General features: G+C 31.7%; 26 protein-coding genes and 1 pseudogene. 11 read left to right on the top strand and 16 right to left on the bottom strand.

Going from position 1 to position 19,882, the window contains the following annotated elements; all coding sequences use genetic code 11:
* Together ACFX4N_RS30445 and ACFX4N_RS30440 are read right to left on the bottom strand one after the other, a co-directional pair.
* A pseudogene (locus ACFX4N_RS30445) lies at positions 1-176 on the bottom strand (response regulator transcription factor); the annotation flags it as partial.
* Positions 177-254: 78 nt separating this feature from the next.
* Positions 255-398: a hypothetical protein gene (locus tag ACFX4N_RS30440; RefSeq protein ID WP_192101286.1), complete on the bottom strand. Its 144-nt coding sequence runs from the start codon at positions 396-398 to the stop codon at positions 255-257.
* A gap of 195 nt (positions 399-593) precedes the next feature.
* Between ACFX4N_RS30440 and ACFX4N_RS30435 the strand changes: the two genes are divergently transcribed.
* From ACFX4N_RS30435 to ACFX4N_RS30425, 3 genes are all read left to right on the top strand, one after another.
* Positions 594-1,658: a YheC/YheD family endospore coat-associated protein gene (locus ACFX4N_RS30435; protein ID WP_377263755.1), complete on the top strand. Its 1,065-nt coding sequence runs from the start codon at positions 594-596 to the stop codon at positions 1,656-1,658.
* A 178-nt stretch (positions 1,659-1,836) separates the two neighbouring features.
* Positions 1,837-2,322, top strand: coding sequence for a hypothetical protein (locus ACFX4N_RS30430; protein ID WP_377263753.1), 486 nt, complete (start codon positions 1,837-1,839; stop codon positions 2,320-2,322).
* Between the two features lie 325 nt (positions 2,323-2,647).
* A complete protein-coding gene (locus ACFX4N_RS30425) occupies positions 2,648-2,983 on the top strand; it encodes an SPW repeat domain-containing protein (RefSeq protein WP_377263752.1) in 336 nt (111 codons plus the stop codon).
* Positions 2,984-3,204: 221 nt separating this feature from the next.
* Here the strand turns inward: ACFX4N_RS30425 and ACFX4N_RS30420 are convergent, their stop codons facing one another.
* The 9 genes from ACFX4N_RS30420 to ACFX4N_RS30380 all read right to left on the bottom strand — a co-directional run bounded on the left by ACFX4N_RS30420 (position 3,205) and on the right by ACFX4N_RS30380 (position 9,778).
* Positions 3,205-3,660 carry a spore coat protein gene (locus ACFX4N_RS30420; RefSeq protein WP_057275379.1) on the bottom strand — a complete coding sequence of 152 codons (456 nt, stop codon included), beginning with the start codon at positions 3,658-3,660 and terminating at the stop codon, positions 3,205-3,207.
* A gap of 855 nt (positions 3,661-4,515) precedes the next feature.
* Positions 4,516-4,743 (bottom strand): spore germination protein, encoded by a 228-nt coding sequence (locus ACFX4N_RS30415; RefSeq protein WP_057275381.1) that lies wholly within the window; start codon positions 4,741-4,743, stop codon positions 4,516-4,518.
* A 21-nt stretch (positions 4,744-4,764) separates the two neighbouring features.
* Positions 4,765-5,007, bottom strand: coding sequence for a spore germination protein (locus ACFX4N_RS30410; protein WP_048022330.1), 243 nt, complete (start codon positions 5,005-5,007; stop codon positions 4,765-4,767).
* Positions 5,008-5,279: 272 nt separating this feature from the next.
* Positions 5,280-5,600, bottom strand: a complete 321-nt coding sequence (locus ACFX4N_RS30405) for a hypothetical protein (RefSeq protein WP_377263750.1) — start codon at positions 5,598-5,600, stop codon at positions 5,280-5,282.
* A gap of 381 nt (positions 5,601-5,981) precedes the next feature.
* The gene (locus ACFX4N_RS30400) at positions 5,982-6,101 is read right to left on the bottom strand and encodes a YjcZ family sporulation protein (protein WP_082612005.1); all 120 of its coding nucleotides are present in this window, start codon (positions 6,099-6,101) and stop codon (positions 5,982-5,984) included.
* Positions 6,102-6,317: 216 nt separating this feature from the next.
* Positions 6,318-6,470 (bottom strand): sporulation protein YjcZ, encoded by a 153-nt coding sequence (yjcZ, locus tag ACFX4N_RS30395; RefSeq protein ID WP_057275383.1) that lies wholly within the window; start codon positions 6,468-6,470, stop codon positions 6,318-6,320.
* 284 nt (positions 6,471-6,754) lie between these two features.
* Entirely contained in the window at positions 6,755-6,865 is a 111-nt protein-coding gene (locus tag ACFX4N_RS30390) for a YjcZ family sporulation protein (protein WP_301264951.1), read from the bottom strand.
* A gap of 863 nt (positions 6,866-7,728) precedes the next feature.
* Positions 7,729-8,403: a hypothetical protein gene (locus tag ACFX4N_RS30385; RefSeq protein ID WP_377263747.1), complete on the bottom strand. Its 675-nt coding sequence runs from the start codon at positions 8,401-8,403 to the stop codon at positions 7,729-7,731.
* Between the two features lie 1,144 nt (positions 8,404-9,547).
* A complete protein-coding gene (locus ACFX4N_RS30380) occupies positions 9,548-9,778 on the bottom strand; it encodes a hypothetical protein (protein WP_377263745.1) in 231 nt (76 codons plus the stop codon).
* Between the two features lie 517 nt (positions 9,779-10,295).
* On the opposite strand from ACFX4N_RS30380, the gene ACFX4N_RS30375 reads away from it, so the two are divergent.
* A complete protein-coding gene (locus tag ACFX4N_RS30375) occupies positions 10,296-10,433 on the top strand; it encodes a YjcZ family sporulation protein (RefSeq protein ID WP_377263743.1) in 138 nt (45 codons plus the stop codon).
* A 597-nt stretch (positions 10,434-11,030) separates the two neighbouring features.
* Entirely contained in the window at positions 11,031-11,522 is a 492-nt protein-coding gene (locus ACFX4N_RS30370; RefSeq protein WP_377263741.1) for a hypothetical protein, read from the top strand.
* 312 nt (positions 11,523-11,834) lie between these two features.
* Here the strand turns inward: ACFX4N_RS30370 and ACFX4N_RS30365 are convergent, their stop codons facing one another.
* From ACFX4N_RS30365 to ACFX4N_RS30350, 4 genes are all read right to left on the bottom strand, one after another.
* The gene (locus ACFX4N_RS30365) at positions 11,835-12,455 is read right to left on the bottom strand and encodes a polysaccharide deacetylase family protein (protein WP_377263739.1); all 621 of its coding nucleotides are present in this window, start codon (positions 12,453-12,455) and stop codon (positions 11,835-11,837) included.
* A 110-nt stretch (positions 12,456-12,565) separates the two neighbouring features.
* Positions 12,566-13,930 carry a glycosyltransferase family 2 protein gene (locus tag ACFX4N_RS30360; protein WP_377263737.1) on the bottom strand — a complete coding sequence of 455 codons (1,365 nt, stop codon included), beginning with the start codon at positions 13,928-13,930 and terminating at the stop codon, positions 12,566-12,568.
* A gap of 349 nt (positions 13,931-14,279) precedes the next feature.
* Entirely contained in the window at positions 14,280-14,615 is a 336-nt protein-coding gene (locus ACFX4N_RS30355; protein ID WP_301264905.1) for an SPW repeat protein, read from the bottom strand.
* Between the two features lie 541 nt (positions 14,616-15,156).
* On the bottom strand, positions 15,157-15,405 hold the full coding sequence (locus ACFX4N_RS30350) for a hypothetical protein (protein WP_328261355.1): 249 nt from the start codon (positions 15,403-15,405) through the stop codon (positions 15,157-15,159).
* Positions 15,406-15,828: 423 nt separating this feature from the next.
* On the opposite strand from ACFX4N_RS30350, the gene ACFX4N_RS30345 reads away from it, so the two are divergent.
* From ACFX4N_RS30345 to yjcZ (ACFX4N_RS30335), 3 genes are all read left to right on the top strand, one after another.
* Entirely contained in the window at positions 15,829-15,972 is a 144-nt protein-coding gene (locus ACFX4N_RS30345) for a hypothetical protein (protein ID WP_221785210.1), read from the top strand.
* A 276-nt stretch (positions 15,973-16,248) separates the two neighbouring features.
* Entirely contained in the window at positions 16,249-17,229 is a 981-nt protein-coding gene (locus ACFX4N_RS30340) for a phosphatidylglycerol lysyltransferase domain-containing protein (protein ID WP_377263734.1), read from the top strand.
* A gap of 626 nt (positions 17,230-17,855) precedes the next feature.
* Positions 17,856-18,014 (top strand): sporulation protein YjcZ, encoded by a 159-nt coding sequence (gene yjcZ / locus ACFX4N_RS30335; RefSeq protein WP_080781597.1) that lies wholly within the window; start codon positions 17,856-17,858, stop codon positions 18,012-18,014.
* Between the two features lie 185 nt (positions 18,015-18,199).
* Here the strand turns inward: yjcZ (ACFX4N_RS30335) and ACFX4N_RS30330 are convergent, their stop codons facing one another.
* Complete coding sequence (locus ACFX4N_RS30330; RefSeq protein WP_377263732.1) at positions 18,200-18,529, bottom strand: hypothetical protein; 330 nt, start codon at positions 18,527-18,529, stop codon at positions 18,200-18,202.
* A gap of 279 nt (positions 18,530-18,808) precedes the next feature.
* On the opposite strand from ACFX4N_RS30330, the gene ACFX4N_RS30325 reads away from it, so the two are divergent.
* The 3 genes from ACFX4N_RS30325 to ACFX4N_RS30315 all read left to right on the top strand — a co-directional run bounded on the left by ACFX4N_RS30325 (position 18,809) and on the right by ACFX4N_RS30315 (position 19,802).
* The gene (locus ACFX4N_RS30325; RefSeq protein ID WP_192101270.1) at positions 18,809-18,928 is read left to right on the top strand and encodes a YjcZ family sporulation protein; all 120 of its coding nucleotides are present in this window, start codon (positions 18,809-18,811) and stop codon (positions 18,926-18,928) included.
* Between the two features lie 358 nt (positions 18,929-19,286).
* Positions 19,287-19,445 (top strand): hypothetical protein, encoded by a 159-nt coding sequence (locus tag ACFX4N_RS30320; protein WP_156622831.1) that lies wholly within the window; start codon positions 19,287-19,289, stop codon positions 19,443-19,445.
* 114 nt (positions 19,446-19,559) lie between these two features.
* Positions 19,560-19,802 carry a hypothetical protein gene (locus tag ACFX4N_RS30315; RefSeq protein WP_377263730.1) on the top strand — a complete coding sequence of 81 codons (243 nt, stop codon included), beginning with the start codon at positions 19,560-19,562 and terminating at the stop codon, positions 19,800-19,802.
* Positions 19,803-19,882 lie beyond the last annotated feature (80 nt).

Genomic DNA, 19,882 nt, shown 5'->3' with positions numbered 1-19,882 from the left:
GAAGTCTGGGTAGTTTTTTTATAAAAATCGATCGCTTCTTTCATCGAAGAAACGTTTAATTTTTGTAGAATGCTGCGTCTCTGAGTCTTAATTGTGTTCTCTTCTTTGAACAAAATATCTTGCATTTCCTTAACAGAATGGCCATCAAGAGCAAGAGCAAAAACGTCTTGTTTACATGGTGTAAGTTGTTTTTAAAAAAGGTTTTTTAAAAGTATCTGACATTCTTCTTCCACACGTTTAAGACGATTTATTTCTTATATTAAATCAAAAGCTAAACTCAAATTTACATCTTTCATAACAGCTGTATCATGCTCTACAGCTAAAAAACGTAGTTCCTTATGTAACCCTCCTGGAATATCACAAGTAAGACGTCGATTTCCTTCTTTCACCCTACTCATATGCTCTTCCTTCCGTACAATGCATTTATTTTGCAACGTTGCTTATACTTTAGTTCAAGAGATAAAATTACCATAGTAAACAGAGGAAATTTTATTATTTAACTCAGTATATAAAAGCAATTAATCATATATATTACATAATCGCATTAAATTTAAAGTTATAATATTTTACAAATTCATATACTTTTGGGAGTGATGATCATAAATCAGAATAAAGGTGCGAATCCCGTTATAGGGATTTGTGTATCTAAACTAAAACCAGTATTTCAAAGACTAGTAGAGAAAAGACTTGAACGATATGTCAATGATATCACCATCATAAAGTTTTATATAGACGACTTAGATTTCACGAGTCGTAAGATAAAAGGAATTGCTTTAAAGAAAAATGAGGAGAAAATTTATGAAAAACAAGGGGTTTTCCCCCTCCCTAGTGTTATTTATTTGCAATGTCATGTCGAACCTAAGATAGTAAGAAAAATCGAGGGACTTATTGGCTGTAAAGTTTTTAATAATTTCATATTTGATAAATGGGAATGCTGGGAAATATTAAGAAGAGATGTTGCACTGTGCCCTTACCTTCCATACACACAAAAGCTTGAACATAAAACAAATCTCCAACACCTTTTATCTGTCTATAAAGATATTTTTTTAAAACCTGTTGACCTTAGGCACGGCCACGGAAGCAGAGGTATTTTTAGAGTTAGATGGAAAGGAGAGGCGATTGTCGAATTGACCTATCGAGAAAAAGAAAGCTTGAAAAGAAAATCATTCGAATCCTACGAAAATTTTCAGGATTGGATTTCACCGAAACTTTCTAAAACCTATATCATACAACAAAGCATTCAAACCATTACTTGGTATCAAAAAGCCACTGACATTCGCCTAAATATGAATAAAAATAGTCAAGGTCAATGGGATGTCTCTCTTTTGTTACTCCGTGTCGCTTCAAATGACAGCCATATAACTCAAAAAGTTTTAACAGCTCAACCTATAAAAAACTTAACTAAAATGTTCCCTGGCAATAAAAATATAGATAACGTTAAAATTGAAGAAACTCTTGTTAATATTGGATTTAAGATTTGTCATACCTTAGAAAAATCTGGACATCATATAGCAGATTTAGGAATTGATTTAGGAATAGATGAAGACGGATATGTATGGATTTTTGAGGTGAACTCCCTTCCTCATCCATTAAAAGGTGTGCTCGATCACTCACTGACTCGACCCATTGAATACTCTGCTTACCTTGCTTTGGAATAGCAATGCAATTAGTATCAAGAGCGTCAAACTCACTTTAGAGGAAAGTCGCTCTTTTATTTTTATCTTATTAGAAATATTTTCATACTTGGCCAAATAATATGAAAATATTAATTCATTCGCCCTTACATAAATTTGTTTGGATCATATAATTATATAAATTAGAAAAAGGAGAGATAGTATGGGTATTGGACCATGTCCTTGTAAATTTCGTTTAGGTATTTCAGGTCAGGATGCTACAGCAACAGTTACAGTCACAGATCCTAATGGAGGCGAAACTACTTTTACAGGGACGATAAACTTTTCAGCAGTTCAATGTTTTACCGGCGGACCAAATTGTAATCCGGCTGTTAATAACTTCAACGTCGAGTTTGGAGATGATAGTGGAATGAATACCATTAATTTCACACAGGGAAGACGTGGAACAATAACTTGTGTTGATAACACGATAGCTACATTAATGGATGGAACAGCACAGGCAGCCGGAAATGTACTGGATGGCGATTTTACTGTTGATTTCTCGTATACAATTAACCCAATAACAGATATAGCTACCATCGTTATTACGGCAACAGGTGAGGACGGTACTGTATTCCACACAACTTTTACTGCTCCTATTTCCCCCCAAACATTTATTGGAGACTGTGACGAAACTGTTGGACCATAATAAGAAGTTGAAATAAAGCGTTTTTAATATTCTACGAGAACATATTTAATTAAGGGTATCTATTTTTCATTTTAACATGTATATGATATACATGTTAAATTACCATGATGAATTTTATAGGTAGTAATAACGCAAAATAAGAAACATGAAATATAATCAGGAACTATAAGCCTGTTCTTTCTTTGAGAAAAATCAATTCATCTGTGACGGATTGGTTTTTCTCTTTTTTTATCAGCCACCATATAATCTCATTTCAATAATTTCTAAGCATATAATTCAATAATGGTATCTTTAAAGGTTTCATAAACTTTGAGGAGATGTGATTATGAAAACAAGAGGTATTTTAAATGCATTAATTGGTGCCTGGTTTACTAGTGCACCTTGGGTTATTGGTTTTGCAGATCAATCAGGAGCTTTGTCATTAAGTACATTTTTTGGGATTATTCAGATTATCGTGTCATTGTGGGGATTTGACAAATCTGGTTTGAGTGCGTGGCAAAATTGGATTTCAGTGATTACTGGCGTCTGGTTTGTAATTTTCCCATTTATTTATTCATTAACAAATGGAGAGGTTTGGTCAAGCGTAATTCTTGGTTTAATTACGATTATATTTAGCCTATGGAGCTTAGGAACTAATTCGGACTCAAAAGCTGTAGGTTAAAAATAAAATGAATAGCATCCCATAGTTTGAGCAAACTATTTAAACTGCTGAGAAGCATTTTCAATCTGGAATCTCATTAATTTATAGAAAAACTCCCTATTTACATTGGGAGTTTTTCTAATTCTATACTATATATTATATATGGGTTTTGGTTGACATGAAACACATTATAAGAAGTAGCACAAGCCTTTGGCTTATTCCAAAGGCTTGTACTTTTAAGCTTAAAAGATATCTAATTTGATTAATAGAGCAACTAAAAGCTGAATAAGAATTTGAATATTAGCTGCAATATCAGTGTCTGTAGTTGTCACTTTAACATTTCTTGAGTTTTTAACAATTGTACGTTGCTTATTAATTTGTTTAATAGAGGATTTTTGGAAAAGTTCTTGCGCTACCTTATCAGCTTCTGTACTACTTCCTAAAGAAATAGTTAAAATAACCACAATAGCTGCCTGTAAAGCTGCTTGAATTGACAACCCTACTTTTGTATCTGTCGTATTAATTTCTACATTTTCTGAATCATAAATCAGGATATCTTCTTTAGAAAACTGAAGAGTTTCAGCTTTTTGAGCTGCTAATTGATTGACATCACCAAAAATTGGATGAGAAGAAGATTCTAACGCACACCACTTACCATGTTTATGATGATGCTTGTGTTTGCCCTTATGTTTACTCATTTACTCACCATTCCTTCAAATTTTTTATACAAATAAAAAATTACAAAGAGCTTGTACTAAAAATACCAAATAAAAATGTTCTATTTTAAAGTAGGGATTACCTACTAATAGGATATGCAGATAATGAAAGGATGTGAGGGTTAATGATAATAGATAATAGCACATTTTAAATAGAATAATAATTTTCTGTTTTTACGCTGCATATGCTATATATTTTTAGTTAACACAATGTCTCTCTCCTGAACACATCATAAAATAGAATCCTTGTGGCAGGACCCAGATAAGGTTCTTTTAGACGTTGCAAAGAAGACCCTAGTAACGTCATCTACGATTGAAAAATCCATTAAAAATCAATAAGATGATCTATATATACTAGATCTTTCAAACAAAAAAAGATCATCTGGGTAAGATCAAGGATTAAGTTACTAAACTCGAAAATCATGGGCTAGAAATTGATCATTAATAAAACTAATAATGTGAATGAACATTATTTCTACAGTTACAATTATGATTTTTGTGATGATTATTTTTATTATCCTTACAACTACAACGGTCATTGTGGTTATGAGGATTATGTCTACCACAAGAGCAACCGCCAAAATTATTGTTGTGGTTACAGCAACGACGTCTACAACCACAGAAACTACAGAAGAAGATATTGTTCCAACAACACATATATATCCCTCCTTTTAATCTAGATAAAATATTTTATTCCTTTAGTTTTTTTTAGCTTGTACTATTGTCACCTATATAAAAAAAGCTTCTGAATGAAACATCCGGAAGCTTTTTACTATTAATCATCAAATAAGAAAGTGAACAAAAAGGATATTTTTATAAATTATTATTTATTAAAATTTAAGTGTTTGAAGTGTTATCAACTTGGCCTTGATCGCTAATATCTGGATCACAATTATTATTTAACATGTGAGCCACTGAAGGAGATGTATTACCAAAAGAAAAACAGGCTCCTACTGATTTTGAATTAGCTGTATGACTGTTTTGAACGTTGTTACCTATATCTAGATTTGCATTTTCTGTAACTCCGTTAGTATGGAGATTCTGAACATTAATATTACATGGCATAAAGAGTATACTCCTTTATTGTTAAACTTGCCCTGATATTGGCATAGAAGGGTTTGCAATTTGATCTTGGTCACTAAAATCGGGATCAAAATTCCCATTAGCCATCCAAGACGTAGAAGGAGAGAAATTACCCATAGAAATACAAGCTCCTACCCATTTTGAATTAGCTGTATGACTATTGTGCACTGTATGACCAAAATCTAGATTTCCGTTTTGGGTAATCCCATTAGTCAATACATTACCAACAATAATAGAATAAGGCATAAACCTACTCCTTTCTCTTTTGAACACTTATTGTAACTTATGCTGTTATTCTTTATTAGGTAACTTGCCTAACACAAATAAAATAAATATCAACCTAAAACATCTGTGACTTAAGGTACTTTCAGTCAACTCAAGTTGACTATGAGTATGTAAATAAATTAACTCTACTTATTTTATTTATACTATCTTTTTTAAATCTTACTAATTCAAAAAGCCCTCCACTAACTAAGAGAGCTTTTCTCTTGATATTAGGTTAAAGCCCGTCCCAAAAATTAGTGACAGTTTCCCCTACGCAATCTACGAATGCTAATAACTTCTAAACTAGTAGTATTTCTATTACCTGAGTTATCTTCCCAAACTAAAAAACCATTTTCTACACGAATAAAAATGCCGTTTCCATCAAGTTGTCTTCCCGCAGAAAATACCTGAATTCGATCTCCTCTTCGAAAATTATCTAGACGGTTACGAGAAGTACGGCGGTTATTGGTACGACGGTTATCTGTACGACGGTTATCTGTACGACGGTTATCTGTACGACGGTTATCTGTACGACGGTTACCTGTACGACGGTTACCTGTACGACCTCTTGGCATAAAATCACCTCCAAACACGTTTAATACATGTTATGAAGAAAATGAAATTTGGTATAAGTTAAACGTTTAAAAGTATAATTTTTTTATATAATACAAAATTGGTTATACTTGTCCATATTATTTCCACCATTTAACACATTATAAAATATGCATATCAATATCCTCCAACTTTTAAGATACGAGCAGTAAAAGACTCCTGATCTTGACCACAATCAGGAGTCTTTTAAATTAGTAAGGGATAGATTCATATAATAAAGTAATGGAGTAAACTGGCCATATCTTATGTATTTATAATGTTTTAGAAACTTACTTATCATAAAACAAGTTAAAATCATTTGGTCTATGTAAAAAGCCTTCCAATTGAAAGGCTTTTTTATTGAATTAGCAGAAACCTCCGTAGCCTCCACCAAAACAACTACATCCAATAATGATAAGAAGAATAAATAAGACAATTAGAAGAGCAAAACCTCCACCGAATCCAAATCCACCACAATTAGACATACTATCACTCCTTTCATAAAATTTGACTAAAGGAGCAGGAACAGATTTTACATGGGCTATGCATTATATGTAACAGTAAATATTTATGAGCATGTTTATTTCTAAAATACTGTGAGTTCATGATTAGCTAATAAAAAAAAGCTAGCATGAAGCTAACTTTTTTAGAGTTAGGGATAAAGTAAGACTAATAATTAAAACAAAAATACCGTCTAATTATTAGCAACCACCAAATCCTCCCCAACAAGAACAACCGATAATAATTAATAAGATAAATAGCACAATGATTAGAGCAAAGCCACTGCCTCCGCCGTAACCGCAGCCGCCACCATAACCATAGCCATATCCTCCGCCATAACCGCCAAAGAACATAAACTTCACCTCCTTATTTTTCATACATTTAGAATATGATTAAAAAATGAATTTGCTCCATGGAGTAAATAGACTAATTTTTATCACACTATAAATAAAAAATAATAACCTTTTAGCTTCTTTCACATACAATGAAGCATCCTCAGATCCCATCCATGAGTTTGACTCCCTTTATAATAGATTGATTGAATCCGCCCAATCAGTTCTATTACGGATTAAACGCACGCCTTGCACAACCTAGAATAAAAAAGTCTTTCTTATGTTAAAGAAAGACTTTTTTATCGTTAGTAACCACCAAATCCACGGCCGTAACAACTACATCCGATAATGACAAGAAGAATAAATAGTACAATTAATAAAGCAAAGCCAGAACCAAATCCACCACAACTAGACATATAGATACTCCTTTTCTGGATAATTAACTAACAGAAAAAGCTTCAATATATACATAAGTTATGGCATTATATGTACAAACAACTGGTATAGATTGGATTTAGATCTAAAATAGGCTATTTAGTTCATAAAAAAGAGTTAAAAACTATAATATCAGGCAAACTACTCAAGACGCTGTGAAGTATCCGTTTGGGAATCCTCACTGTGTTTGTTTTCAAGTTGACAACCTTCATTGCAGAAAAGTCAATGATATACGCCAGTGGCTTTTCTGTTTTTAAGTTATATATCGTATACAGAGCTCTTTTACATAAAACATATTCTCACAAGTAAAAAAAGTCATGTTCTCACTTAAAGAACATGACTAGGAAAGAGAGTAACCTGCAGGTATACCATATATAATATGTAGTTTAAGAATGGCTTGTACTAAATAAATACCCCATTTTTTATATTAACAAATATTATGATTTCTGGATCAAAAGATCATGTTAATGAAACTTTGAAAACAATGTTTAAAAAAGCAATGAGAAAACCAGTAATAAAAAATTTGCCTATACGTTTGTTTTAAAAAAGCCTTTATAAGGCTTTTTTATTTATTTTCGTAGTTCCCGAAAATGGTAACTATGAAAAACGCTGTATCCCTTGATATATAAAGCTTTCTTATATCTTAAAAGTCTTGTCTCTCTCACTCTTATATTAAATAGCAATTTGCTATTAGGATTGCAAGACTCTTTTTATATCTTTTTCATATTTAAAAAATAGCCATAAAGGCTAAAGGGCCGCCTTAAGGCGGCCAAAAGATTGCTGTTAAAACTACTGTTCCTTTTATGTGCTTATTGAGGAACACTTAATTTTTATAATGATATTATTATTTACCAAATAAACGAGCAAAAAAACTTCTGTGTTGCTCTTCTTCTTTTGTAGCTGCAATTTCTAATAGCTGTTGCTGGTTGTGCTTTTGTGATTTACGTATGTAGTCCATCATTTCTTTATCCCTATTATTAATTTGTTTACCTATTCTTTCGGCCAAACGTTCTTCTAATTCTTTTAATTGTTTGTTCATCTGTTCTTGTTCTGTTTGTCTTTTCTCTTCAGATGTTTTCAAAGCTTCTTTATAATGATCTAGCATTTCTAATAATTTATTATTAATGGACTGTTGCTGTTCAAACTGTTCTTTCATTGTATTTAATACAATTTCTGTTGTGTGATTATTATGTTCTTGGTGAACAGTTAGCTTACGGTTATTTTCTTCATTTTTTAAGTGTTCTTCTTGTGTGATTGATAAGGAACGGTTTCTATCAAACCCTTTTACAACAGTCATTGCAGCTATTTCTAATGGAAGTTTTTTCTCTTGAATAGCGTATTTTAAGTTTGACAATAAAGTTTGATCAGTAACAGAATAGTAACGCTTCTTTCTGTTATCTTTTACAAACTCATAACCATGCTTTTCTAATTCAATACACCATTTTCTAATATTACTGGAAGTTGTATTTAATCGCTTGGCCATTTCTTCAGCATTTATTGTATCTTGCTTTATATCCATAATTGGCCTCCGTTCCTAATATGTTATCTTTATGCTTTCTATGTGATACAATTTTATCTAAACAAATTCGAGAGGACTTGGTTATCTCCTTTTATTTAGTAGAAATTTAATGTATAAAAAATAGATATTTTATGCATTAAATTTTAGTTTGGCCGTCAGAGGAATGTTGTTAAATCAATAATGTATAAAATCCTACATAAACCAGAAAATGTTAAAGTAAACAACTCCTTGTTCGCCAAAGGGTTGTTTTGTGATGTGTTCCGTTAAGAGGCATTATGTTAACTACAGATGTATACGATATACAGGTTAAAAATAGAAAAACTCCCTATTTCCGTAGGAAGTTTTTTAGTGTGTACATTATTCCGTTTTATTTGATACTTTAAAACATCTTGGGTAGTTTGCTCACATTGCTAAATGTTATTCAGATAGACAATTCACTTAAAAACAGGTCAATGAATAGAATGAATTTGTATTCTTAGAATCATCCGTCTTTCTAAGAAAACACCTTCTTAACAGTATTTATCTAAATACAAAAAACATTGGCTAATTCTTGGCCAATGTTTTTTGTATTTGTTGGGTCCTTTGTTTTATTTATTATGCTTAATGTTTATCTTTTATGAATGCCGAGAAAATCCATTATGTTAACTAAATCTGTATATCATATACAGATTAAAAAACAGAAAAAACTCCCTGCCATCTGGGGAGTTTTTTCTGTTTTTAAGCTGTAGTTGTTGGTTGATGCCTGGCGGCGTCTTGAGTAGTTTGCTCAATATGTAAAAAATTAATCATTTATATAAAAAGAGAAAAAACAATCCGTGGGAGTTGGATTGTTTTTTCTTATGGAAAGATCAGGCTGATAGTTCCTTATTGTATTTTATGTTTCTCACTTTGTGTTATGACTACCTATAAAAACCCATTATGTTAACTAAGCTTGTATATGATATACAGTATAAAAACAGAAAAAACTCCTTGTTGTGGTAGGTTGTTTTTTCTGTTTTTTTTGAATGGACAATAAATCCAGTAATTGGTATTTCTGTTTATATTTTTAATCACCTTTCTTGTACTTACTCCAAAACTTAAACAGTTGAATAAAGTAGAAGGTAGAAAATATGTCTAGGAGGTTATGTTTTGGAATATCAAGACTTTAATTCTGAAGAACAACTTGAGTTTGTAAACCTTGGGGATGAAAGACAACCATATAGCCATTACCCATATCCAAGGCCGAGACCAAGACCATATTATCCATACCATTACCCACCATATTACTATCCACGTCCACGGCCATATTATCCGTATTATCCACCATATTATTATCCATATCCATATTACCCTTGGTACGGATATGGCGGAGGTTATTGAAAAGAATCTCATTCATAGTAATTAAAAGGAGTCGCATATGCGACTCCTAAAATCAGTAAAAATACAGTGAATGTTTTTCGTGTTTATGCTTCAAGTGGGATATAGGTGATCTTATAAATGAAAAATACATAGTATTAATCTGTATAAAAAATAAAAATATAACTTTTTATTTTTACATCCTTCTATTTTAAATAAATAAATACCAAGAACCCTGGGAATCATTGATCCCCAGGGTTCTTGGTTCTGATAATGGTGATTATGTTAACTAAATTTGTATATCGTATACAGCTTAAAACCAGAAAAACTCCCAGGCGGCAGGGAGTTTTTCTGGTTTTTAACAACTGCAAATCCGTTAGGGAGGGTAACTGATTTACTGGGATTCAATGGAATGGTTCATTCATTCTATGTAAAGTAATCTAAAGGGTTTATATATATCTACAAAAATCTTGTTATTTCTTTCAGTGCAGTTATGGGCGAGCATTTTCATTTTTTATACATACCTTAAAAGTATTAAGCATATAGGGGGTGGAAATATGGGCTTTGGAGGTTACGGTGGCTGTGGTTATGGCGGAGGCGGCTGTGGTGGCGGCTTTGCCTTAATCATTGTACTATTCATTTTATTAATTATTATTGGCGCTTCTTGTTTTGGCGGAGGCTTTGGTGGTTGCTAATAATTAAAGATCACCTTTACTTTAATTATTATTTACCTTTATTTCCTATTTTAAAAAGTTAGCTTTATGCTAGCTTTTTTATTTATCTTTACTGTTTATACATAGAAATTGCCGATAAAATCCATTATGTTAACTAAGATTGAATACGATATACAGCTTAAAAAGAAAAAACTACTAAACAGGGATCAGTAGTTTTTTCTTTTTGCTGAATGGTAATCAATAGTTAGCTGACGTTGCAGAGCGTCTTGAGTAGTTTGCTCGAGATGCATAATTTTATTCGTTAATATAAAAAATAGGGTATTTATTTAGTACAAGCCATTCTTAAACTACATATTATATATGGTATACCTGCAGGTTACTCTCTTTCCTAGTCATGTTCTTTAAGTGAGAACATGGCCTTTTTTCACTTCCAAAAATATGTTTTATGGTAACTAAATTTTAAAGATTCTATTATCAAATTATATGTTGGAATGTTTTTTCTTTAGAAAAAATTAGGCTTATAGTTCTTGTTTTTTTATACAAACATCCTGTCAAGGCATTCTTCTATTGCATAAACTATGAGTTTAGAAACAAAAAAGAGAGGGGGGAGAATTAAGGTTGAGTCTTTTTTTGTCTAATTGGGAGATACAATCTATTAATTTATGGCTATCAGAAATTCATCATTATAAGAATGGCAGTAAAAGTCAAAGGGCTAACGCAGCTAAAGAAATCTTACAGTTGAAATACAAAAAGATTGGTAATGGTTGGCAACGTATTGTCTTTGATCTTAATAATGGATATGTATTAAAAGTAGCCCTTACTAAGAAGGGGATTCAATGTAATGAAAGGGAATTTAAAATATATAACCATTGTCGGGCTGATTTACGAAAACACCTCTGCCCAGTCAAAGAGGTTGGACATGGTTGGATCATAATGAAAAAAATGAACATTAAAGTTCCTAATAGAATATATCAAGAAAAATCACCTCAATTAAAAAACAAATTTCTAGCTGCCGGAATCAAACCTAGGGATATGGGTAATCGTAATGTAAGGTTATCTAAGAAAGGTGAAATTACTGTCATTGATTATGGGCATTTTATTATGTATTGAAGTGAATATAGATACTGGAGTTGGCTATGCTTTTGGTCCAGAATCTAATTAATATCAAGCTTATTAGGTCCATTTGTTTACAGGGTGATAAAACTTAGTGTTTTTTTATAAAGTGAAGCTTTGTAATGATAAAGTTTGGACATGTTCTAAAATAGAAAAGGCATCAGATACTTTAGTATCTGATGCCTTTTTGTTCTGATAAACTACATTATATGAACTAAGATTGTATAGGATATACACTTAAAAATAGCGAAAAAACTACCATCGGGTAGTGTGAACTGAACTCCTATTTTCGACTGATAACTTTTTACGTTAAGAACATTTTTCAATCTTATATGCAAGTTGATGAAACTCTGGAACCGTTATAAAGCAATAATTATTTTTTATTAAATATTTAATAATTTTAATTAATGAAGTAACAGTTTGATCTCGAGGCCCACTACCGTATTGATCCCCATCATGCATTATAATAAGATTATTGTTCTTTAGATTTTTAATAATATGTTGATGTATAGCAAAGGGAGATTTTTCATGCCAATCTTGACTATCTATATTCCATAAAACAGAAGTCATTCCAAATTTTCCGATATCGGCAGCAGTCTTATCATTTATTGAACTATAAGGGGGACGAAATAGATTTGGAGAATGGACTATTATTTTCCTTATTTGAATATTTGTAGAATTAATTTCTTCCCACAATTCATTCTGAGAAAGAGTTGTTATATCAGGATGGTTCCATGTATGATTTCCAATAACATGTTTTTCTGTATCAATGCGTCGTATTAAATTTAGGAATTTCTTTACTTCTGAACCAACAACAAAGAATGTCGCAGGTATATTATATCTTTTTAGAATATCTAAAATGTAGGCTGTATAAGCTGACGGTCCATCATCAAAAGTTAGGGCAACATACTTAGGTAGGGCTCGATCCATATTTTTGCTCCTTAAATAAAATAATTATATATAACAATCCCACAATTTGCTTGTATAATTTGAGGGAACTTTTATTGTAAGACAATTTTCATTATTTGATTTTATGAAATTTATAATTGATATAATTGTTCAAAAGAACTTGCCAGATAATCAAACCCAAGAGGTCGTAATGTTTCAAATTGTTGATGAATTTTCAGTCTTTCTTCTGAACCTTCAGGAAGATTGTAAAGTTTAGTAACGGGCTGTTCATTATTCAAATATTCAATAATTCTAAAAAGCATTACTCGAAAAGCATTTTTTAGTTCATTATAGTCATTTGGAAAGCGTTCATTCAGTGCATTATATTCAACTAATGTCTGATGCATATGCATAAACGAAAACTCCTTCCATTCAAGAGATAAGATAAGAACGTCTATATTTGGATGCTTTTTAATGAAACGATAATGATTACCCCATTGTTCTTTTAGTTTTCGCTTAGATATTGGATGCTCTTGATGATAAGCAACTGTAGATGGATCTAAAACAAATTGTGCTGCGTTTTTATATAGACGATACCCAAGTTCCCAATCTTCTGCTCCATAGCCAACAAAGGTTTCATCAAAATAGCCAGATTTATTTAATTGTTCCTTCTTTACTGATACATTTCCACTTAAAAACGCAATATAAGGTAGGGTAAATCCATTCAGTCTATTTCCGAAATGTTTTAATCCACTATTAAGAAAATAACGATTAGGAAATGATAAACTTCGGAAACGCTCTGTATCAACATCTTCTTTTTTTATAAGAGGATAAGAGGTATTTGAGTTATGTTTAGTATGTTCATAGTTCTCATAAGATTTCATATACTCGGGATCTTTTTTTACTAGATCTTTTAAATGTGCTAATTGATCTTCATTGTAGTCTGGCATAATGAAAGTGTAGACTCCCTCATAATGCATAGCTCCTGTAACCACAAGATTTGATTCCTGGATATGATGTTTATAATGATTTTCAATAAAATGAGGAGGGGCTAACATTTCTCCATCCAAAAAGATTAAAACATCTCCCTCAGCATGGTTAATTCCTATATTGCGTACAGATGAACGTCCTTTATTTTGTTTCATTTGAATATATTTAAATTTGAATGGGACATCAATTTCTCTTAAAATATTAGGAGTTTTATCAGAAGAGGCATCATCCACTAAGATAACTTCATAATCAGAGTAGGGAAACGTTTGTTTTGATAAGCCGTAAAGAGAGAGGGAGGTTTGATCATATTTATTATAAGTGGGCATAATTATACTAACTTTAATTGGGTGGTTATGATTATTATTTATAATTATTTCATATAATTTATCGTCCGACTTATGGACATGATCAATTTTATTTTTGTTTTTTTGTAAGTTATTTAGATTATTTCTTTTGATATTCTTTCTAATATAATATTTTCCATCGCGAGGGTTGTAATAAGAGTCATAAATATCTATTTTAATCATCCTTTCCTTGTTTTCCCCCCCATATAATATTCAATTAGTAACAAAGTTCTTGTACAATATGAAAAAAATTATTTATGAAAGTTGCCAGAGGTTGCTAATAATTAAAAATCAGTTTTATTTTAATTATTAGCAACCTTTTTTATTTATCTTTACTGCATATACATAGCAATTGCCGATAACATCCATTATGGTAACTACAGCTGTATACGATATACAGGCTAAAAAGAGAAAAAACTACTGGCTATGTTCAGTAGTTTTTTCTGCTAAGGAAGAAAATTAGTTGTAGATGCCAAGTCGGAGGGCATCTTGAGTAGTTTGCTCAAATAGTCAATTCCTATCCGTTTTATTTTTAACCAGCAGCCTTTGAACCCGAATTAGATCCTAAGTTCCATAAACTAAATATAATCGTGATTAAACCAAGAACTACGCTTGACCAAAGCTCTCCATTTGTTAATGAGTAGATAAATGGGAAAATTATAAACCAGACACCAGTAATCGCGGAGATCCAGTTTTGCCATGAATTCCAGCCGGGTTTGTCATAGCCCCATAAAGATACAATAACTTGAATGATTCCAAAAATTATACTTGACCATAAAGCTCCTGATTGATCTGAATAACCGATAGCCCAAGGTGCGATAATAAACCAGACACCAATTAATGCATTTAAATTACCCCTTAATTTCATAATTACACCTCCTCTAAGTTTAGGAATCTTTAAAGATTCCATTGTTAGATTATATGTTTAGAAGTTATAGAGATTAACTAAATATATAACGATTAAATAAACAGAATATTTCAATAATAACTTTACATTGTAAACACTTTCATGTATAATGAAAATAGGTTGGATAGCATGAGTGGCTGTCATAGTATTTAGCGTAGGTGGGACTGATACAAGGGAACAGGGCATAAAAGAAATGTCCTTTTTTGCTTTGGAAACCATTTATTAAGAGCTGAGAAATTTTATTTAATTCTTTCAAAAAGAATTTATATATTCAAAGCAAAAAGAGCCTATTTCTAAATGATTCAGGCTCTTTTTGCTTCTTATAATTGTGATTATGGTAACTAAAGATGCATATCTTATACAGCTTAAAAAACAGAAAAAACCTACTGCTCCTGTTCAGTAGGTTTTTTTGTTTACAAGTGATTTTATACAGAGCGATGATTCATCCATCTTGGATAGTTTGCTCAGGTTATAGAGTTTTATTCATTTCTTATTTTATTTTCTATTTTGTATCATAGCTTTTACATTTTGAGAAGATAAAGGTTTCCTGATAGAATGCTTGGATTGTATAGCCGTCTTTCAATAAGCACACGGTAAGGTCTTGAATAGATGTGTCATTTGCACAAGCTGGAGGAATTGTGCCTATAGAAGGACTAATAAGTACCACTCTGCCAGTTGTTTGATTGAATGTCACAAATATTACATTGCAATGGCGATAGCAATTTCCACGAAAATGATGTTCCGAAGACATATCATCACTTCCCTTCGTAAGACAAGATATATAATTATGATATGTAATCTTATAGAAAAAGCTTGGACGATTTTTGCTCCTTCTATGAAAATTAGAAATGATTCAAAAAGAAAAAACCACTGTTTATCACCAGGCAGCAGTTTTTCCTTTAAGATAATAGCAATATAGGAACTCAGGATCTATTGAAAGAGCAGGGGTATGCTCACTTCTATAGTATGCAAGATAATAAAAAGGGTTTGGACAAGCTTGGAGATTGCAAAGAAAATTTTTAGTTAATAGAGGTAAGAGGCTATTGATTAAAAGACTAAAACTAGATTATTTGATCATTTTTATAGAAATGCTCTATAAGTAGGCGTTTAGCTTGTACCAATTTTATTTTTTTTCATATTATGTAGTATCTCTTTTATGTAGGAGGTGATTTAAATGTCCTATGGTAAAAGAAAAAAAGTTATTCATGTTGATAAAGTGATTATTAAGACAGACAAAGTAATTATTAAAAAAGATAATAAAAAAGATGATAAAAAAGATCATGACAGAGGATGTTGTTGTTGCTGTTGTTGTTCTTAATTCTAGATTCTTCAAGAGTTAACCTAACCTAGATAATTTTCTCTATTATTTAATAACAGTAACTAACCAGATATAAAAAGACGTTGGTTGAAGCTTACCCAATGTCTTTTTTATGGTTGATTCCTTATGCATCCCAAACTTTTATTAAACAGGAATAGACAAGCATACCAGCAAAATGAGTCCATTTAAATATAATAGATTATATTTTTAAAAAATTATCCGATGTTTGATACTACATAATATATTAAATAAATGATAAAAAGGATGAGGAAGAAAGTGAATATAACCCAACAATTAGAAGCAGCTACTGGGTGGAAGTTTAAAGAGTTATGTATAGATGATATTCATATTTACTCTAATTATATAAAGAAATCAAATATACCTGTTAATGAATGGTCCACATCGTTCCCATATTTATACGCTTCTTCTTCTTATCTAACAATATTATGGACTATCATAGACAACATGCTTGTAACATTTCGGTTTTCAAAAAGTAAAAATCAAATCCACTTACAATGTGTTCCTTTTGGTGAAGGAAGCCCCGATCACGTTGTAAACGTATTATACAAATGTCTAATGTTCTGTTATACATGGAATGATAAATCTAATTCACATACAAAGGTCTCTATTCTTAACGAGGCACAATTGGAATTTTTACAAGAATCGAATTTATTTGATAAATACTTTAAGTTTTCATACCATAAAACCAGAGGACGTAACGTAATGGAACGGCATTATAGCATTAAGAAGCTTATTTCTTTGTCTGGGAAAGATTTTGCCTATGTGAGAGAATCAATTAATAATTTCTATAGGAAAAATCCTGGTTTGATTATAAGGTATTATACACCCAGCGATTATGATAATTTAATCAATCTATATAATCATTGGTTCAAAACTACAGATGAAAAATATTTTTATATTAGCGATAAAATAGAGTATCGTCAAATCTTGAAGTATTACACTCAACTTAACCAGATTATTCTTGTTGCTGAAATTGACGGACAGATCATAGGAATGATTGCTGGAGGAGAACTTCCAAACGGGCAGTCATGGGCAAGTCTTAGAAAAACAACAAATAATGGAAGAGGGATAACACAAGCATTAGTAGTAAAACTTGCAGAAGAAATTCATAATCTAAATCCTAACATCGAATTATTAAATGACGGTACTGACGATGGACAAGAGGGTCTAATATTTGTAAAAGAAAAATTCAGGCCTGTACTAAATTTAACACTCCATTCTCTATATCTTAAATAAAATTCATTATATTTTTTAGCCTGTTGTTAAAGTTATTACAAAACAAAAGATAATTAAAATCCATTATGGTAACTAAACATATATATGATATATATCTAAAAAACAGAAAAAGACCATCTCTTCCCAGTTTAAAGAGATGGTCTTCTATTCGTTGAGTCAAAATCGTAAATGACCCTTTCACGGCGTCTTGAATAGTTTGCTCAACTGATAAAAGAATATTCATAATAGGCAAGTTACCTAAATCTAAATTGACGCATACTTTTAGGTTTAAGAGTGGTTTTCTTATTATATGATTTGCAAAAAAACAGGAGTTCTGAAAGAGTGTGAATTCTTTTATACAAAATAAAGGTGTATATAATATATTTTAAAAAGCCGGGAGTGGGGGCTGTTCTATACATAGCTTTTTTTATTATGTACTAAACCTGTTATTTTGGTGGTGGTAATAACAGGTTCAGGGGGTTAGGCACCTTTTCCTTGTACAAGGATACTTCATTCTATGTAAAACTTCTTAAAAGGCTTGTACGATTGTCCGTACATTAATGATTAATTGGAGCTTGTATATTTTAGGCGAACATTTTTATTACTTGTACATATTATAAAAATATAACGTGCAGGGTGGTGAAGATATGGGCTTTTTCGGTGGTTACGGAGGTGGCTGCGGTTTTGGAGGCGGCTATGGCTATGGTGGTTACGGTGGTAACTCAGGTGGTAGTTTTGCTATTATTGTTGTTCTGTTTATATTATTAGTTATTGTTGGTTGTACTTGCTTTAAAAGTAGTTATTAATAAGTAGATGAAGTTTATAAGGATCTTTTTACCATTAATCCGATGAAATAATGAATTCCATCGGATTTTATTTCTAATAGAATTTTTGTATGTTAGTTTGATAGATATTTAAACATTAAATTCTTATTTTACATAACACAGGACAAATCTCAATTTTAAACATTCTACTTTCATTTCAAAGGCGATTAACAGCAACCTCCATAGCCATAACTACCGTATCCATATGGGGATCCATAGCCGTAACCACCATAACCACCGTATCCATATGGAGCTCCATAGCCATAACCACCATAGCCATATGGAGAAAGTAAAGAACCGGCTAATAAGCCACCAGCTAACCCTCCTACAAAGGGACCACCAAAACCAGGTCTTCCAAAGCCGAACCCTGGATGGCCGAAACCGAAACCGGGTCTTCCAAAGCCAAAACCAGGTCTTCCAATAAACCGTTCATCTGCATGGTTTAACTGATTTTCTTGAGAATATAAACTGGGTAAAAAGTGTATTTCTGAATTCATGAGCGAAACCTCCATTTTTTCTTATCAAATTAAGAATATACATTTACCTAGTTTACTTCTTAGGTTAGTGTCCCTGTTTTGTGAAAAATAAGTAAAAAGTAATAGTTTTTTAAAATAAAAACTACAATTTTAAAAACTATTACGGTCGGGTTTAATACTAGTGATTTTTATTTGAGAATTAAACATGCTCATAAATGCTTACGGATACATATAATACGTTAGCCCATGTAAATTATATCCCTACTCCTTTACTCAAATTTTTTAAAAAGGAGCGATAGTATGTCTAGTTATGGTGGATGTGGACTTGGTGGAGGTTTTGCCCTTCTAATTGTCTTATTTATTCTTCTTGTCATTATTGGATGTAGTTGTTTTAGTGGTGGCTATGGAGGTTACTGCTAATTCAATAAAAAGCCTTTTAATTGAAGGGCTTTTTACATATATCAAGTTATTTAAAATTCTCTTAGGTTAGGCAAGTTTCTTAAAATAATATGAATGCATATGATGAGGTGAGCGTACCCCGTCGTTTTATTCTAAGAGCAACCTTGGTTTTTTTGATGTATTCTCGACTAATTAGAAAAACTCCTGATTGTGGTTGAAATCAGGAGTTTTTTGCCGTTCATATCAAAAGATTTGGAGGTAATTTATTTACATAACCCTAGTCAATTTAAAAAAACATTGTTTACTATGGTAATTATATCCTTTAAAATTTTAATTAGCACTCATTTGAGTGCGCACTTGAAAAGGGGCGATGAAATTTATGCCTAAAACGCAACCTGGATTTAAGCGTTTAAATGCTGATATCCCAGAAGAACTGTTTAAGGAATTTGCCAAGAGATGCATTGAAGAAGGTTTAAGCAAAAAAGATTTTCTTGTTCAACTTTTAGAAAAAGAACTCTTTAAAGATTCAAAAAGGTAGAAGAAAAAAACAAAATAAAAGGACACTTTCCCGGCAAGGAAAGCACCCCATGTAGAACTCGTAAGGACTTTTATTATAACATGGGTTGCCCTCAAAAAACAGGAGGGTCTTAAGATGAATCAAACCGAAAAATTGTTAATGGGTATCGAAAATATTTTGAGTGTGGCTTCTGATTTAGTACAAGAAGTAGATCGTCTTAAACGTGTGGAAGAAGAATGTCAGATGCTTAAAGAAAAACTTTTTTTGAAACAACTTACGACATCTGAACAAGACGTTTTTGCTCTCACACTTGATGGCCATTCTATTACAGAGATGCAAAATATTTTGTTCAGAGAAGAGAGCACAATTAAGAATTAGAGGCGCAGCATTCTACAAAAATTAAACGTTTCTTCGATGAAAGAAGCGATCGATTTTTATAAAAAAACTACCCAGACTTC

The organism is Priestia sp. YIM B13551 (assembly GCF_042787905.1).
Lineage (GTDB): Bacteria > Bacillota > Bacilli > Bacillales > Bacillaceae_H > Priestia.
Note: the sequence above shows the minus strand (reverse complement) of the source record. Positions and strands in the feature narration are given on the sequence as shown.

What these genes read in the sequence shown, in the direction of transcription:
- ACFX4N_RS30440 (WP_192101286.1), bottom strand. Translation starts at nt 398, where the DNA reads ATGAGTAGGGTGAAAGAAGGAAATCGACGTCTTACTTGTGATATTCCA.
- ACFX4N_RS30320 (WP_156622831.1), top strand. Translation starts at nt 19,287, where the DNA reads ATGCCTAAAACGCAACCTGGATTTAAGCGTTTAAATGCTGATATCCCA.
- yjcZ (WP_080781597.1), top strand. Translation starts at nt 17,856, where the DNA reads ATGGGCTTTTTCGGTGGTTACGGAGGTGGCTGCGGTTTTGGAGGCGGC.
- ACFX4N_RS30325 (WP_192101270.1), top strand. Translation starts at nt 18,809, where the DNA reads ATGTCTAGTTATGGTGGATGTGGACTTGGTGGAGGTTTTGCCCTTCTA.
- ACFX4N_RS30430 (WP_377263753.1), top strand. Translation starts at nt 1,837, where the DNA reads ATGGGTATTGGACCATGTCCTTGTAAATTTCGTTTAGGTATTTCAGGT.
- ACFX4N_RS30405 (WP_377263750.1), bottom strand. Translation starts at nt 5,600, where the DNA reads ATGCCAAGAGGTCGTACAGGTAACCGTCGTACAGGTAACCGTCGTACA.
- ACFX4N_RS30380 (WP_377263745.1), bottom strand. Translation starts at nt 9,778, where the DNA reads ATGAATGAGATTCTTTTCAATAACCTCCGCCATATCCGTACCAAGGGT.
- ACFX4N_RS30390 (WP_301264951.1), bottom strand. Translation starts at nt 6,865, where the DNA reads ATGTCTAGTTGTGGTGGATTTGGTTCTGGCTTTGCTTTATTAATTGTA.
- yjcZ (WP_057275383.1), bottom strand. Translation starts at nt 6,470, where the DNA reads ATGTTCTTTGGCGGTTATGGCGGAGGATATGGCTATGGTTATGGTGGC.
- ACFX4N_RS30425 (WP_377263752.1), top strand. Translation starts at nt 2,648, where the DNA reads ATGAAAACAAGAGGTATTTTAAATGCATTAATTGGTGCCTGGTTTACT.
- ACFX4N_RS30360 (WP_377263737.1), bottom strand. Translation starts at nt 13,930, where the DNA reads ATGATTAAAATAGATATTTATGACTCTTATTACAACCCTCGCGATGGA.
- ACFX4N_RS30420 (WP_057275379.1), bottom strand. Translation starts at nt 3,660, where the DNA reads ATGAGTAAACATAAGGGCAAACACAAGCATCATCATAAACATGGTAAG.
- ACFX4N_RS30435 (WP_377263755.1), top strand. Translation starts at nt 594, where the DNA reads ATGATCATAAATCAGAATAAAGGTGCGAATCCCGTTATAGGGATTTGT.
- ACFX4N_RS30375 (WP_377263743.1), top strand. Translation starts at nt 10,296, where the DNA reads ATGGGCTTTGGAGGTTACGGTGGCTGTGGTTATGGCGGAGGCGGCTGT.
- ACFX4N_RS30350 (WP_328261355.1), bottom strand. Translation starts at nt 15,405, where the DNA reads ATGTCTTCGGAACATCATTTTCGTGGAAATTGCTATCGCCATTGCAAT.
- ACFX4N_RS30385 (WP_377263747.1), bottom strand. Translation starts at nt 8,403, where the DNA reads ATGGATATAAAGCAAGATACAATAAATGCTGAAGAAATGGCCAAGCGA.
- ACFX4N_RS30400 (WP_082612005.1), bottom strand. Translation starts at nt 6,101, where the DNA reads ATGTCTAATTGTGGTGGATTTGGATTCGGTGGAGGTTTTGCTCTTCTA.
- ACFX4N_RS30415 (WP_057275381.1), bottom strand. Translation starts at nt 4,743, where the DNA reads ATGCCATGTAATATTAATGTTCAGAATCTCCATACTAACGGAGTTACA.
- ACFX4N_RS30355 (WP_301264905.1), bottom strand. Translation starts at nt 14,615, where the DNA reads ATGAAATTAAGGGGTAATTTAAATGCATTAATTGGTGTCTGGTTTATT.
- ACFX4N_RS30365 (WP_377263739.1), bottom strand. Translation starts at nt 12,455, where the DNA reads ATGGATCGAGCCCTACCTAAGTATGTTGCCCTAACTTTTGATGATGGA.
- ACFX4N_RS30315 (WP_377263730.1), top strand. Translation starts at nt 19,560, where the DNA reads ATGAATCAAACCGAAAAATTGTTAATGGGTATCGAAAATATTTTGAGT.
- ACFX4N_RS30330 (WP_377263732.1), bottom strand. Translation starts at nt 18,529, where the DNA reads ATGAATTCAGAAATACACTTTTTACCCAGTTTATATTCTCAAGAAAAT.
- ACFX4N_RS30345 (WP_221785210.1), top strand. Translation starts at nt 15,829, where the DNA reads ATGTCCTATGGTAAAAGAAAAAAAGTTATTCATGTTGATAAAGTGATT.
- ACFX4N_RS30410 (WP_048022330.1), bottom strand. Translation starts at nt 5,007, where the DNA reads ATGCCTTATTCTATTATTGTTGGTAATGTATTGACTAATGGGATTACC.